Annotated in this window: 11 protein-coding genes; 8 read left to right on the forward strand and 3 right to left on the reverse strand. The window is 45.1% G+C overall.

The genetic code is table 11. The features are described from left to right. The first annotated feature begins 29 nt into the window (after positions 1 to 29). From GCHA_RS19430 to GCHA_RS19445, 4 genes are all read left to right on the forward strand, one after another. Positions 30 to 1,046: an aldo/keto reductase gene (locus GCHA_RS19430; protein ID WP_007991391.1), complete on the forward strand. Its 1,017-nt coding sequence runs from the start codon at positions 30 to 32 to the stop codon at positions 1,044 to 1,046. Beyond that, positions 1,046 to 1,585, forward strand: coding sequence for an RNA methyltransferase (locus GCHA_RS19435; RefSeq protein ID WP_007991393.1), 540 nt, complete (start codon positions 1,046 to 1,048; stop codon positions 1,583 to 1,585). Before GCHA_RS19430 ends, GCHA_RS19435 begins: the two co-directional genes overlap by 1 nt. A 234-nt stretch (positions 1,586 to 1,819) precedes the next feature. Beyond that, entirely contained in the window at positions 1,820 to 2,974 is a 1,155-nt protein-coding gene (locus GCHA_RS19440) for an efflux RND transporter periplasmic adaptor subunit (protein WP_007991394.1), read from the forward strand. A 12-nt stretch (positions 2,975 to 2,986) separates the two neighbouring features. After that, positions 2,987 to 6,052: an efflux RND transporter permease subunit gene (locus tag GCHA_RS19445; RefSeq protein ID WP_007991395.1), complete on the forward strand. Its 3,066-nt coding sequence runs from the start codon at positions 2,987 to 2,989 to the stop codon at positions 6,050 to 6,052. Between the two features lie 194 nt (positions 6,053 to 6,246). Here the strand turns inward: GCHA_RS19445 and GCHA_RS19450 are convergent, their stop codons facing one another. Together GCHA_RS19450 and GCHA_RS22720 are read right to left on the reverse strand one after the other, a co-directional pair. Next, positions 6,247 to 8,412: a molybdopterin-dependent oxidoreductase gene (locus GCHA_RS19450; protein WP_007991396.1), complete on the reverse strand. Its 2,166-nt coding sequence runs from the start codon at positions 8,410 to 8,412 to the stop codon at positions 6,247 to 6,249. Positions 8,413 to 8,514: 102 nt separating this feature from the next. Then, positions 8,515 to 8,823 carry a DUF1272 domain-containing protein gene (locus GCHA_RS22720; RefSeq protein WP_007991397.1) on the reverse strand — a complete coding sequence of 103 codons (309 nt, stop codon included), beginning with the start codon at positions 8,821 to 8,823 and terminating at the stop codon, positions 8,515 to 8,517. Between the two features lie 158 nt (positions 8,824 to 8,981). Here GCHA_RS22720 and GCHA_RS19455 point away from each other — a divergent pair, with 158 nt between their 5' ends. The 4 genes from GCHA_RS19455 (at position 8,982) to GCHA_RS19470 (ending at position 13,595) form a co-directional block, all read left to right on the forward strand. Next, complete coding sequence (locus GCHA_RS19455; protein WP_007991398.1) at positions 8,982 to 10,280, forward strand: efflux RND transporter periplasmic adaptor subunit; 1,299 nt, start codon at positions 8,982 to 8,984, stop codon at positions 10,278 to 10,280. Between the two features lie 64 nt (positions 10,281 to 10,344). Further along, a complete protein-coding gene (locus GCHA_RS19460) occupies positions 10,345 to 11,055 on the forward strand; it encodes an ABC transporter ATP-binding protein (protein WP_007991399.1) in 711 nt (236 codons plus the stop codon). Continuing rightward, a complete protein-coding gene (locus tag GCHA_RS19465) occupies positions 11,048 to 12,355 on the forward strand; it encodes an ABC transporter permease (protein ID WP_007991400.1) in 1,308 nt (435 codons plus the stop codon). Before GCHA_RS19460 ends, GCHA_RS19465 begins: the two co-directional genes overlap by 8 nt. A 13-nt stretch (positions 12,356 to 12,368) precedes the next feature. Next, positions 12,369 to 13,595, forward strand: coding sequence for an ABC transporter permease (locus tag GCHA_RS19470; RefSeq protein WP_007991401.1), 1,227 nt, complete (start codon positions 12,369 to 12,371; stop codon positions 13,593 to 13,595). Between the two features lie 266 nt (positions 13,596 to 13,861). On the opposite strand, the gene GCHA_RS19475 is transcribed toward GCHA_RS19470, so the two are convergent. Then, complete coding sequence (locus GCHA_RS19475) at positions 13,862 to 16,243, reverse strand: beta-galactosidase (RefSeq protein ID WP_007991403.1); 2,382 nt, start codon at positions 16,241 to 16,243, stop codon at positions 13,862 to 13,864. Positions 16,244 to 16,415: the final 172 nt, after the last annotated feature.

Here is a 16,415-nt window from a genome sequence, read left to right on the forward strand (position 1 = left end):
CTAACGAAAATTTTGTCAGCTGAGCGATTATGATCACCCACCAACCAAACCCTAGCTACACACCAAGTGGATCTCGTTACCAAAATATGCCTTATAAACGCTGCGGTAAAAGCGGCGTTCAGTTACCTCGTTTGTCATTAGGGCTATGGCAAAACTTCGGTGAAGTAGACGCATTTAGTAATGCACAAGCTATGGTGCACAAAGCGTTCGATTTAGGAATTAATCATTTTGATTTGGCCAACAATTATGGTCCTCCCTATGGTTCCGCTGAGTCGACGTTTGGCAAAATCATGCAAAAGAGCTTAGCGCCCTATCGCGATGAATTATTGATTTCAAGCAAGGCCGGTTATGACATGTGGCCTGGTCCGTTTGGTATAGGTGGTTCACGTAAGTACTTAATTGCAAGCTGTGATCAAAGCCTAAAGCGCACAGGACTAGATTATTTTGATGTGTTTTACTCCCATCGATTTGACCCTGATACGCCGCTTGAAGAAACCATGCAAGCATTAGACTACATTGTGCGCTCAGGGCGTGCTTTGTATGTAGGGATTTCTAATTACAGCGCACAGCAAACTGAGCAAGCTATCGCAATATTACAAGATTTAGGCACACCATTATTGGTCCACCAGCCGCGTTACAATATGTTCGACCGCTGGATAGAAGACGGCCTTACCGATGTACTCACAAACCATGGTGTTGGTTCAGTGGTGTTTTCGCCATTAGCCCAAGGCTTTTTGACTAATAAATATCTTCATGGGATCCCAGATGGGTCTCGCGCATCACGCAGTGAACAAATTCACCTGAATGCCGATCACATTACCCGAGATAAAATTGCTAAAGTACAAAAGCTTAACGAGATAGCCGTGCAGCGTGAGCAGAGCTTAGCTCAGATGGCCTTAGCATGGGTACTTCAACCGCAAGCGGTTACATCGGCAATCATCGGAGCCAGTAAGGTCGAACAGATTGAAGATTGCGTCAGTGCGTTAGACAATCTGGAATTTAGCCCAGAGCACCTTACGGGTATTGAACAGATTTTGGCAGGTTAATGACATACTCGAATGATTTAGCAACGCCTGATAGTAGTAGCCCTTCAGATGACTCAGTGACGCTGTGCATTATTAATCCGAAAAGCCCACAAAACATGGGCAGCATCCTGAGGGCGGCTGGCTGCTATCGTGCAGATAGCGTCTTGTACACTGGGGAGCGGTACGCCAGAGCGCGGGCCTTTAACACAGATACAAAAAATGTCGGCTTGAATATACCCCTGGCGCAAATAGACGAGCCTATGCCAGAACCACATATGGCAATGGTAGCCGTTGAATTAGTAGAAGGTGCGACACCGCTACCGCACTTTGAACACCCTAAACATGCCTACTACGTATTTGGCCCTGAGGATGGGTCGATTGAACAAAGCATATTAGATAAATGCCAACATGTTGTTTATGTACCCACCACGGGATGTATGAACTTAGCAGCCACAGTTAACGTATTACTTTATGACCGATTGGCCAAGTCAGATACCACTCAATATGGTGACCAAATTATAGTCGCCAGTCGGGACACGAATAATCGTACCAAGGTATGATCAGCAAAAAAATGAAGTGGGTATTTGATGGGCAAATAAGCGCATATAGTGCCCGTTTTAGTATTCTTTGAGAATGTATCGCTGCAGTGACACTGGCGATTTGGTTGCTTCTTAATTAAAGTAGCCATATTAAACAGGCATTGTTTTTAAATGCGCCTACTGGTTACGCGTAACCATAGCGGGTATTTTAAAGCCATTGTCAGACGATAAAAATCTTATATTTAGGACGAACTTGTGATTAAACCTGCATATTTACTCACCAGCCTAACGCTGGCCACACTCTTTATCGTCACTGGCTGTTCAGAGCAAGAAAAAGTCGAACAAGAAGTCGTTCGCCCCATAGCTTGGACAGAAGTAAAACCTCACGATCTCACCCAGGTTCGCAGATTAGCCGGTGCAACAGCAGCGGTAGAAAAAGCCTCTTTGAGCTTTTTGGTGGGCGGAAAAGTCGCCAGCGTCGCAGTCAATTTAGGCCAGAAAATAACCCAAGGGCAAGTGCTAGCAACCTTAGATCAGCGCAGTTTCAATCTCAACTTTCAATCTGCTCAAGCCAAATACGCCCAGGCGAGTTCAGCATTAAATGAAGCCGAAAATGAGTACCAGCGTTACAAAGAATTGGTCGAGCAAGGGCTGGTCTCAAAGTCGGGTTTTGACAACGCTGAAGCCGCGTACAAGTCTGCGCTGAGTAACGTAGAAGTGGCCAAAAGTCAGCTTGAATTAGCCACCAAAGACCGACAAGACAGTACCTTACAAGCCCCTTATGACGGTGTCATCACCAAGCGTATGATAGAACCTTCTCAGCAGATCTCCCCCGGACAAAGTGTGTTTGAAGTAGAAGGCCACGGTGGCCTTGAGGTACACGTATCTGTGCCTGAAAGTTTAATTCAGCACTTATCTGACGGTATGATAGTGCCGGTACGCTTCCCAGCTGCCCCCAATGTCGAACTCACCGGCGTTATCACCGAGGTAGGTACGCGTGCTGAAACGGCGAATGCCTTCCCTATTACCCTAGTGTTAAACGGAAGCTCGCCGTTATTGCGCGCCGGTATGACAGCAGAAGTTGATATCACCTACACCAATGAGGAGTATCAAAATGCGCTTACCCAATTGCCTAACAATCAAATAAATTCTTCCAGTCATGAATCCATGATCGTTCCGGTTTCCTCTGTAGGTGCAGGGCTTAATCAATCAAAATTTGTCTTTGTGTATAACGAAGCGAGTCAAACCGTGACCAAGCGCAACGTAATAGCAACTAACATTCTTGGCAATGAGGTATTCATTGCAAGTGGCTTAAAAGCCGGAGAAATCATAGCGATAGCAGGTGTATCATTTTTGCGTGAGGGTCAAAAAGTGTCCTTACTCGATGACAATGTACAACGTTTTAATTAAAGGCAGGGTGTTATGAATCTCACAGAAATTGCCTTTAAGCATCAGAAACTGGTATTGATGATTGTTGCGATCATCCTCATCAATGGCGTTATCGCGTATTTTACGATACCCGCGCGGGAAGATCCGAGTATCACAATCCGTGAAGCAATCGTTAGTACCTCCTACCCTGGTATGTCTCCGGAACGGGTTGAATTACTGATCACCAAAACATTAGAAGAAGAAATTCGCAAAATCCCCGAAGTAGAAAAGCTTCGCTCCACCTCGTCGACTGGTCTGTCGGTGATCCATGTGGAGATTTACGACCGCTATTTTAACCTCGATTCTATATGGCAAAACGTGCGCAACAAAGTACAAGAGGCGCAAGCATCGTTACCTGAAGGAACAAGCACCCCCTTTGTTAATGACGAATTCGGCGACGTTTCTGTATTAACATTAGCATTGACCGCTGACGGATTCGATTTAGGTCAGATGTTTGATATATCAAAACACACGCGGGACACCTTGTACGCAGTCGATGGCACCAAAAAAATTGAGTTGTTAGGAGTGCAAGACGAACGAATTTACCTAGAGACCTCAAACGCTAAACTCTCTCAACTGGGGATCTCTCCCAACACGCTGATGAATGCGCTACAAACCCAGAATATTATTAGCTCTGGGGGGCAAATAGACACCGGTCTATTGTCGTTTATCATCGAGCCCACAGGGAATTTCAATAGCCTTGAAGATCTCGCAGAAACCTATATTACGATCCCCGGTACGCAAGAATCCATTGCCCTTAGCGATATAGCGACACTGCACAGAGGCTATGTAGACCCGCCAAATAACCTTGCTTATTTTAACGGTGAACAAGCTATCGTGTTTGCTATTTCCATGTTGCCCAATTACAACATTTTAGAATACGCTCCTCGCCTAAAATCTGCCATCGAGCAACTTGAAGACAGTTTGCCCGTAGGTTACCAATTGCATATTGCCACTTACCAAGCGGAACAAGTCGAGAAAACAGTTCAAGGCGTGTCTATGAACGTCTTGCAAACCCTGATTATTGTATTGATCGTAGTGGTCTTATTTCTCGGTATGCGCACCGGTTTGATTGTGGGAACCATAGTGCCCTTTGTGATGCTATCAGCCCTCACCCTTATGCAAATTTTCGAAATTCGTCTTGAGCGCATGAGCTTAGCAACCCTTATCATTGCGCTAGGATTGTTAGTCGATAACGGCATCGTGATCGCCGAAGACTTTAAGCGCCGCCTTGAAGATGGCGACGAGCGCTTTAAAGCCATGACCCAAGGAGGAAAAGAACTCGCCATTCCTTTATTGAGTTCCTCCGTTACTACCATTTTGTTCTTCTTACCTCTGATGCTGGCGGAACATGTGGCAGGCGAGTACACACGCTCTGTCTCTTTGGTTATCCTTATCACCCTACTCGCTAGCTGGGTACTCGCCCTGTGTGTTACGCCCCTATTGTGCTATCACTTTATTAAAGTCGATGAATCACAAGCAGGAGCAGAAGCCCTCTCGTCGGAAAAAGTCACTGGTCGATACGAGACGTTCCTGCATTTCATTCTGCGCTTCAAGCTTCTCTTTATAGCCTCAATGTTTGCCTTATTGATAGCAGCGGTATTTGCTATGAAATTTATCCCTAACCAGTTTTTCCCTGACTCTGATCGCAATCAGTTACTGGTAAACATCGATTTGCCTAGCGGTACATCAGAGCGTCAAACCAACATACAAATGCGCGCAGTCATGGACTGGTTAGACAATGAATCTGGCTATGATTTTATTGAAAGCCACTCAGCTTATGTTGGCTTTAGTGGCCCACGCTTTGTGTTGTCACTGAGCCCGGAAGATCCCGCCGAAAACAAAGCATTTATGGTGCTTAACATTAAACCTGAAAATGACATTGCAGCACTTGCATTGAAGCTTGATGAAGATCTTGAACATCGTTTTGTTAATGTATCCGTGCGCGCCCAAAAAATGTTTTTAGGGCCGTCAGATTCGAAAACCATCGAAATTCAAGTCAAAGGCCCAGACAAGGACGTAATTTACCAAAAGGCGCAACAGATCATGGATTTACTCTATGAGGTGCCTGACACCCGTGATATTCGCAGTGACTGGGAAAGCATGACCGCTAAAATAGAGGTACGTGTTGACCAGCAACGCGCCCGCCGTGCCTCTGTTACTTCACAAGACATAGCGAATTCGTTGCAAGCGTACTTTTCTGGGGCGGCGGTTACTGAATTTCGTGAAGAAGACGATATTATTCCCATTATGTTTCGAGCCAGCGACGCCGAACGCCACAATTTAGACCGCTTACGCTCTTTGAATGTCTTTTCACAGGCCACAGGTAAAGCCATACCCTTATTTCAGGTAGCCGAGTTTTCGCCAGTGAACCAATATTCGATTATTCAGCGCGAGGACATGTTCACCACTGTCAGCGTAGAGGCGCGTAATAGCCGCATGGCCGCAGAAGATCTAAAAGCCAAAATCGATGCGGATTTACAAAAATTAGCCGAAGACTTACCTCTCAATCACTATATTGAGTATGACGGCGTTATTGTGCAATCTGAGGAAGCGCAAAAAGCCTTGAGCGCTAGTATGCCAATGGTACTGGGCTTAATTCTAATTTTGCTGGTCGCCCAGTTTAATTCGTTTCGAAAAGCCGGAATTATTGTGTTAACGATGCCATTGTCGTTTATCGGCGCGGTACTGGGATTAGGTGTTATGTTTGCCCCGTTCGGTTTTATGGTGACACTGGGGTTATACAGCCTGGCGGGGATCATCATTAATAACGCGATTGTATTGATTGATCGCATTGATATTGAGCGCCGTGATGGCGCCTCAGATTACGATGCAATCGTAAAAGCATGCATTACTCGCGTGCGACCAATCGCCATGACCACCATTACCACAGTGGCTGGGCTGCTGCCGCTGATCCTTAGCCACGACCCGCTATTTTACGGCATGGCCAGTGTCATTGCTTTTGGACTAGCCGTGGGAACTGTACTCACTTTGGGCGTAGTGCCTGTATTGTATGCCGCTTTCTTTAAGGCATCACGGGAAGAATCAACTAGCGCTTAATAGGTAAAGCACAACCGTACTGTCCTGTACTGTACTGTCCCGTCCTTTCCTAAGATAAGTTGACGGTTTAAGCCAGCGTTAAAAGATCGCTTCACACGATGCAGTCTTTATAACGCTGGCAATACCAATTCCAATTCCAATTCCAATTCCACTTCCAATAAATAATATTGAGCGCTGGCTATTAAACTTCTTGTTTACAATGGTTCTATGGTCACAGGAACACCATTTAACACCGCATTGCCCGATAACTCATCTAGACACATTTCATCGGTTAAGTCATTTACGCTTACACCACTGTGCTGCTCTGCTAACGCCCAATTGCTGCCCGCTTTATTATGGCCCCAACCGTGTGGAATAGAGATCACCCCAGGCATGATTTTTTCGGTTAATTCAGCCACAATGTCGACTTGCCCTACCCTTGAGGTAACGCGGATAAACTGCCCATCTTGAATATTGAATCGCTGGGCATCATCAGGATGAATTTGTGCACTGCAGCGAGGGTTTTGCCCTTTTTCGTTACTGTTTAAGCCCTTCATCATTCTTGGGCTGTTATGCAACCAAGAGTTATTCGATTTCAAATGACGTCGACCAATCAAATCCAAGGTATTTGCACTACGCGCATCAAGGGGCGAAGTGTCTGAAAAGAAGTGCTGCTCTACTCGCGGTAGATCCCCCATAAAGTAATCAAACGCCATATGAATTTTCTTATCTGGGTGATAAATCGCTTCAGGTAGCTCAGATTGCAACGGCCCTAAATCTATCCCATGAGGGTGCTCAAGTAAGGTTTGAATGCTTAATTGATGTTCACCCTTGCTATAACGGCCGCTTTTTAGCATGTCGTCTACAATACCTGTGGGCTCTTTTTGCCACAATGTCGCGTAGTGTTCGGTCGCTTTACCATTAAGTTTATCCATGCGCTCAGCTAACCCGAGATAAATCTGCCAATCAGTTTTGCTGCCTGCTTCTTGGGTGAATAACGCAGGAGAGAATTTGGCACTGTTACGCACCGCGAAGTTATGAAATACCACATCGTAGTGATCCCGCTCTAACGCCGTTACCGGCGGCAGAATAATATCCGCATGGCGACTGGTTTCGGTCACATAAAAATCAACAGCGACCACAAAATCCAATTGGGTAAAGGCATTATCGAGTTGCTTACCATTGGTGGTGGTTAAAACAGGATTACCACCGCCAATCACCATGGCTTTTATTTGCCCCTCACCCGGGGTGGTAATTTCTTCAGATAGCGCCGCAACTGGGTATTCACCAGCAAATGCAGGTAGCTTTCGTACCCGTGATGCGTATTTACCCATGGTTCCGCGACCAGAGTGAGGCAAGGTATCAGCAGCAGGCTGGGTGAACATCATTCCACCGCGGCGGTTAAAGTTTCCGCTGAGCATGTTGAACAACATAATTAAATACTGCGTCAAGGTTCCGAATGCTTGCACGCTGGCGCCCATTCTGCCGTAACAAAAAGCCGAGTTTGCTTTGCAAAATTCACTGACCATACTCTCGATATTTTGAGCACTTATGCCCACGCGGTCGACAACGCGCTGTGCAGGGTATGCTTTTACAAACTGCTCTACCTCGAGCAAGTCCGGCGCATGCTCTATTAATTCCTCAACATTCACCAAGTCTTTGGCGAATAAAGTGTGCAACATAGCTAATAGCAACAATACGTCACTTCCGGGTTTTATAAAATGATGATCACAACTGATATCGGCGGTTTCAGACTTTTTAGGGTCTATCACCACGACTTTGCCGCCACGCTTTTGGATCCCTTTTAGACGCCGTTTAATATGCGGCACCGTCATAATGCTGCCATTTGACGCAAGTGGATTGCCACCGATTATCATAAAATAATCAGTGTGATCTATATCGCCAATGGGAATTTGAAGCTGATGGCCGAACATTTGTCGACTTACAATGTGATGAGGTAGCTGGTCAACTGACGTCGCTGAATAGCGATTGTGGGTATTCAAGGCGCGATAAAAGTACGGGCCAAATAATATACTCCCCATGTTATGCGCATTGGGGTTTCCTAAGTAAACACCCACCGCATCCTTTCCATGTTCAGTTTGGATATTATGTAAATTGTTCGCCACGGTATCGAGTGCTTCGTCCCAACTAATGGGCTCGAAACCATTTTCGGTTCTACGCACAGGCTGGCGTAAACGCTGAGGATCGTCATACAAATCCTTCAAGGCAGCTGCTTTTGGGCACACATGGCCTTCACTAAACGGGTTTTTCTTGTCGCCAGCAATTGACAAGATATCTCGGCCTTGGGTTGTTACTTCAATGCCGCACATGGCTTCACATAATGTACAGGTTGAAAAGTGTTTTTGCGGCTGCGTTTGCATCACAACGTATTCCTCTGACTTAAGTAAACAAGAAGTTATAGATTTAACATCTTATACACAAGCATCATCGAAATTTATCCAACTGCTTCAACGGATTCCGCTCTACCTGAGCTCTGGCGCTAGTCCTTTGAGCATACTGAGAAGTAGTTTGTGTTTTTTCAGATCCACTGGTTTATGCACAACCTCTGTGCTCGCCGGATAGGTATCAAGGCAATTGTGGTTAACATAGTTATGCCGCGGCCGAATCGGCCTTGGGGTAAACCCCCCTGCGCAATTAGGACAAACATTTTCCAACAATTGCTCTACACACACTTGGCAAAATGTGCACTCAAACGTACATATCATGGCATCTTGTGCGTCTGGCGCTAACGCTTTATTGCAGTGTTCACAGCTAGGACGTAGGGCTAACATGCTGTTTATCTCATCCTTTTTGGTAAATGTAAGAAAGTGTTAAATTGATATATAGACACTCAGGCGCAATTAATTTACCCTTGATAAACAAGACGTTGAAAGGCTTAAAGTGCTGAATTAAATGTACGCGCCTATGACAAATGTCACAAGGAACTTAATTGAATATTACTGATACCAGCGCCCAAGATACCCTGCTTGAAAAGCCCGCCGGCAAAAAACGACTTTGGAGTGTGCTTGTCGTTGCCTTAGTGTGCATTCTCATTGTCGGTACATTTTGGCGCACGATAACAAATTGGTCATCAGCGGATACCAGTTTGTCCATGCAAAATGTCAGAGTGGCCACCGTTGTTGAGAAAGATTTTGTGCGTGACTTATCAGTGCAAGGTCGTGTCGTTGCGGCCATCAGCCCTCGCCTTTATAGCCCAGCCCAAGGCACAATCACTTTTGAGGTCGATGCTGGCGATAAAGTCACAAAAGACCAGCTATTAGCCACCATTGAAAGCCCCGAGCTGACCAACAAACTTAAACAAGAGGAATCTAGCTTACAGCGCAATAAACTGGAGTTAGACCGACAGCGTATACAGGGCAAAAAACTTGCGTTAGAAAAGCAAAAAGCCGCTGATTTAGCGAAAGTAGCCATGGTCGCCGCCGAAAGGGAAAAACGCAGAGCCGACAACGCTTATGCTACTCACGCCATCAGTCAAATTGATTTTGAAAAAGCCCAAGATGATTTAAAGAACGCGCAACTGGTACTCAAGCATGCGCTGCAAGATGCCAACTTAGATCAAGAAAGTCTCGATTTCGAGCTTAAAACCCAACAATTATTAGTTGAGCGACAAGCCTTACAGGTAGCAGAAACCAGACGCCAAGTGGCTCAACTAGAAGTGCGCTCACCCGTTAATGGTATGGTGGGTAACTTGGCGGTGCAGCAAAAAAATCAGGTCAGTAAAAATCAACCCATATTAAGTGTCGTGGACTTGTCTGAGTTTGAATTAGAAGTCGATATTCCCGAAAGTTACGCTGACGATCTCGCCATCGGCATGGATGCCCAAGTAAGCTTAAATAATCAATTATTTGCTGCTGTGCTGGTCACCATCTCCCCTGAAATTGAGAACAATCAAGTCGCTGGCCGTGTGCGTTTTGCCAAAGAGAATGAACGAGGTGAAGCACTACAACAACCAGCAGGCTTACGCCAAAACCAGCGCCTTAGTACCCGTATTTTGATGGAACACAAAGAAAATGCCCTAACCCTAACCCGAGGCCAATTTTTGCAAAGTGACAATGGCCGATTTGCCTATGTGATTAATAATGACATGGCCTTACGCCAGCCTATTACCATAGGCGCACGCAGCCTAAGTGAAGTAGAAATTTTAGCCGGGTTAACAAAAGGCGATCAGGTGATCATTTCATCTACCGATGCATTGAAGGGAGCACAAACCGTCATGCTAGCCCGCTAGGTAGGCGCTGCGTACAAACACGTTCATAAAAGCACGTTGAATTAAAATAATAACAAGGTGAAGTATGTTAACGATGAATAATATTGGTAAGGTCTTTACCACTGACGTGGTGCAAACCCACGCCTTAAGGGATTTTAGTTTACAGGTAAATGAAGGTGACTTTTTAGCCGTAACAGGTACTTCTGGTTCGGGTAAAACAACATTTTTAAATGTGGCGGGGTTATTAGAAACCTTTGATAGCGGCCAGTACACGTTAGATGGCCAAGACATTCAAGGGCTAAATGATCGTGCCCGAAGCCAATTACGCAATGAAAAAATCGGCTTTATTTTTCAAAGCTTTAACCTTATTCCTGATCTAAATTTATTCGATAATGTAGATGTTCCCCTGCGCTATCGCGGATTTAACGCAAGCCAACGAAAAGAACGTATCATCAACAGCTTAGAACGCGTTGGGCTTGGCAAGCGTTTGAAGCACCTCCCTTCTCAGCTATCAGGCGGGCAACAGCAGCGCGTCGCCATTGCCCGCGCATTAGCTGGCTCACCACGCTTTCTGCTGGCTGATGAGCCAACGGGAAACCTAGACAGCGATATGGCAAAGAGCGTGATGGCTTTGCTTCAAGAAATCAATCAAAGCGGCACCACCATTATTATGGTCACCCACGATAAAACGCTGGCCGAACAAGCTCAGCGACAAATTATTGTGCGCGACGGCAAGGTATGTGACTCAACGGGGCCTATCACCCGTCCGGAATCGGTTAGCGCAACGAATGTTTAAGTACTATGTGCAACTTGCACTTAGCAGTATTATGCGCTCAAAAGTGCATAGCCTACTGACAATGCTCACAATTGCCCTAGGGATAGGTGCTTGTACCATCACTTTAACCCTTGTTAGCAGCATGTCCGCAAACCCCATCAGCCATAAGAGTGAACAATTATTTCGCGTACAATTGGATAATTGGGACCCCAACCAAGCTGCTATTTCCCCAGATTTACCACCTGAATTTGTTACCTGGACCGACGCCAACAATATAGTGAACGCCAAACAAGCGAAAAGGCAAAGCGCCAGTGCAATCACTTGGGGTATGGTGAATCCAACAGAACAAGGTCTAACGCCCTTTTTGGCACTCATGCGCGTGACCAGTAAAGATTTTTTCCCTATGTTTGATGTGCCGTTTATCTATGGTGCAGGTTGGGATGAAAGCGCAGAGCAGAATAACGATTATGTGGTGGTGCTTAGCAAAGAAACAAATCAGCGGGTGTTTAATGGAGTTAACTCAGTGGGTAAAACGCTGACGATGCTCGGTGCAACATTTACTGTAGTTGGGGTGCTTGATGATTGGCATATGTCTCCTAAATTTTACGATATGTCTTATGGGGCATTTAGTGCGCCAGAAGATATTTATCTACCCCTTGGGTTAAAAGCCGTATTTGAATTACCCCATGGCGGCATTACCAGTTGCTGGAAGCCAATCGAAAGCCAGCGTTATGATGCGTTTTTACACTCAGAATGCATTAACTTTCAACTCTGGGTAGAGCTTGAAGACGGTGAACAAAAGGCACAATTTAACCAGTACTTAACGAATTATGTCACTCAACAAAAAACGCTTGGTCGATTCCCGCGGCCACTCAACAATCGCCTTTTAGACGTTACGCAATGGTTGGAATACAAACAAGTAGTGAAACAAGACATACAAGTGATGTTCTGGCTGTCGGTCATGTTTCTATTGGTTTGCCTTATCAATGCAGCCAGTTTACTCAGCGCTAAATTACACACCAAGCACAGTGAAATAGGCTTGCGCCGAGCACTGGGGGCGAATTTCAGTCAAATTATTCTGCAGTATTCCGTTGAAATAGTGTTTATCGGTTTATGTGGCGGAATATTAGGCGTGTTACTTGCCATTTTTGGCTTACAAGGTGTTGCCTCACTTTATGCCGGTTACGGGCAATTAATTGAATTAGATTTAACGGTAGTGACCAGTGTTATTGCGCTTGCGGTTGTGGGCACCATCATCGCAGGGTTAATACCCGTCTACTCTGCCTGTAGGCCCGCGCCTGCTATGCAGATTAAACAATAAATAGGATGTGGTGATGCAATTTTTTCTCAATCTTGGTCCTATTTTTCGGGCACTAATGCGCCAGCGTTTTAGCGCTATTTTGGTGGTTGTTCAAATCGCGATTACCATGGCAATCATTACCAATGGGCTGGCCATCACTTGGGAGCGATTTTTACATATAGAGCGTCACACAGGAATTGACGAGCACAATAGCTTCTTTTTAACCAGTTCTGGGTTCACTCAAGGCTTTAACCCCCGCGCCACAATCGAAAATGACTTAAGCCTTATTCGCGCCACAAATGGCGTCATCGATGCAGTACAAACAAACTCTTTTCCTTTATCAGACAGCGGCAACTGGTATGAATTACAAACCACAACCGATAAAGACGCTGCGCTTATTCCTGCCGCCAGTTATAAGTTTGACGAACACGGAATAAACACGTTTGGTTTAACCCTAGTAGCGGGTGAAAACTTCAGTGCGCAAGATACCCTTTGGTTAGATGAAGCTGACAGCCAGTGGCCAAGCCATGTGTTGATATCACAAGCGACCGCCTCGGCACTGTTTGGTGAAGCGCAATGGCAAACCGCTGTGGGTAAAACGCTCTTTGTTAATCAAAGCACGCCGCTTATTATTAAGGGGATCGTTAAGCGACTGCATGCCCCTTGGGTTGATTGGCCCCATGTTGAGAAAACGATTATCTCACCTGCCCGGGTGACCCATAATTCAGCACGGTATGTCATTCGTACTCAGCCTGGCAGGCTCAATGACCTTATGCAAAGCTTGAGCGCTTCACTTGCAAAAGAAAACACTCAACGTGTTATTCGCAAAGTAAAAAGCATTCAACAAGCCAAGGATGAAATTTACGCGGCTGATATAGCAACAGTGAGTATTCTGTTGGTGGTGATTGTGGTGTTAGCGTTCGTAACAGCTATGGGTGTGGCTGGCCTGGCAAGTTTTAATATTGATAAGCGTCGTCAGCAAATTGGTATACGTAGAGCGCTGGGTGCCAGTAAAGGGCAAATATTACAGTACTTCATGCTTGAAAACGCCTTACTGTGCGCTATTGGGGCGGTGCTGGGGGTGCTGCTAACCTTTATGCTAAATATATTTCTGGTCGACAGATATTCCTTAACACCACTGCCCTTGCTCTACGTGCCGATAGGTGTGCTTATTCTATTTTTCATAAGCCAACTAGCGGTTATTAAACCTGCAGTAAGGGCGATGAGTGTGTCTCCTGCTATGGCGACCAGAAGTCTTTAACCGTTGAAGATAAGTCTTTAACGGTTGAACAGATTAAATCCCTATACCTCTGGGCAAAACGCACACGGCCTCTTGAGTTCAATGTTGGAACAGTTCAGTTCAATGTTGGCACAGGTCAGTTCAATGTTAGTACAGCTCGAAAATAGCGAAGCATTTTGTAAACCACCTTCTAGAACGCAAAAAGCGCAGTGTTTCCACTGCGCTTTGCTTTGCCTGTATAGGCGCTTTGCTCTTATAAAACGCGCTAAATAATGTGTTAAGCGCTTTTATTTTTCGCTGAAGCGTCTTTCATACATGTCTTTATGTAAATTCTTAGCTGCATTCACCATAGGCTTATACGGTGTATCAGTCACATTAACAAACCCGACATTGTAGTTTTCTCCGTCATAGGCGCGCCCTGTGATGGGCGAGTCCATATACTGAAACCAGTGCGCACCAATGAAATACGGATTATCGATGATCGTGCCCATATAATCTTGGTACATATCTGCGCGGTCTTGTTGGTTCGCTGCATGTACTAAACCAGGATGGAATAAACCACTGTCAGTCGCGCCGATATGAAATTCCCCGACGATTGATGGCATATCAAAGTCATCTAGAAATCCCCAGCCTTTAGGATGTAGGCCTTCTTTGTATATGTTGTAACTCATTACGTCCACGTACTGAGTAGCGGCTTTTGCCACTTCCATCGGCATACCCCAATCAGCAAAACGCGAACCTAAATACAGATGATTAGGCAGATAGGTTTGCATAGCAGCATCAACTGTCGAGAAATACTTATCTGCATAGGCATAAAGCATTTCGCTGTAATCCGCCAGCTGTTGCTTTTCTTGTGCTTTGTTGGTGGCAAGAACAGAATCAATGCCTTGATCAAAGTCAGACCAAGATTCGATATTTTTACCCCAAGCTGCATTTAACGCTTCAATCGTGGTGTATTTGTCTTTAGCTAGTTTGGTAAACGCTGCCTTAGTGGGCACCTTGCTACCATCTCGTTTTAAGGTATTAAATACGATGCCGTAACGTGATTGAGGCGTTTCGCTGCGCCCAAAGCTCTTTTCGTTATCAATAAACACCCCAACACACCAAGGGGTATTTTTAACTTCATCGGCGATCACGCTAACCGTATGCATGGCGCGCGCCTTAAATTTAGGGTCAAACACATCTGGCATGTTGCCCCAAAAATCATCACCACTTGAAACTGTTTTAAAGTCACCAATGATCCACCCATTGGCAAAAAACGGCACTTGCTGATTATCGTAATACGCAGGATCGGTCCAATTACCAAGTGAGGTGAATCCCCAATTGCGCATTCTATCTAGGGTTACATCCTGCCATTTCTGCATGTAGTCATTGCTAATTTCACTGTATTTGCGGTCCAGATTGGCCGAGTAGAAACTATAGGTTTCTCCTTGTTTTAGTGGCCCAGAATGCACCCCAGTGCGATAGCCATAGTGTTTGCCCATAGGCTCATCGTAACTAGGTAGCCAAGTGAATAAATCTTTTCGTAATTCAGATGCCACGAATCGCGCAGGAACGGCACTATCATCAACCCGATTAAGCCCTTGTGAGTCAGACGGGGTAACATCAGCGTTATCTGCTTTTACTAATACCTCTGGCGGGAAGTCATAACCGGTCATGGTAGAAGAGTTGGCCAAGCGGATAATATCGATACCCGTTGCAAAATAAAGATAACCGTCGGGGTCCACTAAACTCCACTTGCCGTTATATTTCGCTGTTCTGAAATTGCCGGTAGCTTCCAGTTTCGGCCCCTCTAACCAACCGCCCCATTTTGAGCGAGGAGCGTTCCATTTTCCATCGAGTGTTTGTAGTTCTTTATCACGGGCGTCTTTTAACTCTGTTAATGAATGCACCTTACCGTCGAATTCACGTTTCGCATTCTGACCAAATTTATCGACCACACCGGTAAGGTACAGCGTATCCATAGGTGGGTTTTGACGCAAACGTATATCGTTTATCGTAATTTGCTTATCAAATAGGTTATTTTGTACGCTCAAGGATATTTTGCTAATCCCACTGAGCTTCAGATTTTTCTTACCCCATAAAGAAATAAATTGCGTATCTTCAGACGTCCAGGTATCAGGGTTTGAACGCAAACCAGAGGTAAAGTTGAATTCATTTTTATCATCACTGATGGATTTCGCTAAATCATGCCCGGCCATTTTTGCATAATAAGTACGTTGTGGCCCAACCGGCACGCTGACAGAGCGAGTGTAAGTATCGCCGTTGGTGTCTGAAATGTTTAAAAACAACTGAACGGAGTGTTCACCCTGATTGCCAATATCAAAGGCGATATTAAAATTATCTAAGTCGCTCCAATCCCATGGTTTTTGCGGTACAAAGTCCACTGCACTATTGATGTTTTCTTTACCATGAAAGACGACGGTCAAGCCGCTGGCAGGTGACTCAGATACCGTGCCTGTCGCATTGGTGTATTTAACCTCTTTGAGGGACTCATCATCAGAGGCAACAAATAAGGTTTCAAGTGTTTTTTCGGCCTGTTCACCCTGTTGATTTTGTTGAACTTGAGTATCAGAAAAACCATTTCTAGGGTCTTTGGTTTCACTGGTACTGCACCCTGCTAACGCGCTAACAATTGCACTAAACAATAGCGTTTTACTGGCATTCATATTTGTCCCTCTGAAAGAATATTAACATAATTTACAATTTGGCATTATACACAGCACACTCACCATGTAAATTGTTAACAATTAATTAGATATTTATTTTACTACAGTGCCCTCAACTTATTTTGATAAATCATATATTTGAATATCTTAATAAGGAAAAAGTAGACAACAA

Origin of the sequence: Paraglaciecola chathamensis S18K6 (assembly GCA_000314955.1) — a bacterium.
GTDB lineage: Bacteria > Pseudomonadota > Gammaproteobacteria > Enterobacterales > Alteromonadaceae > Paraglaciecola > Paraglaciecola chathamensis.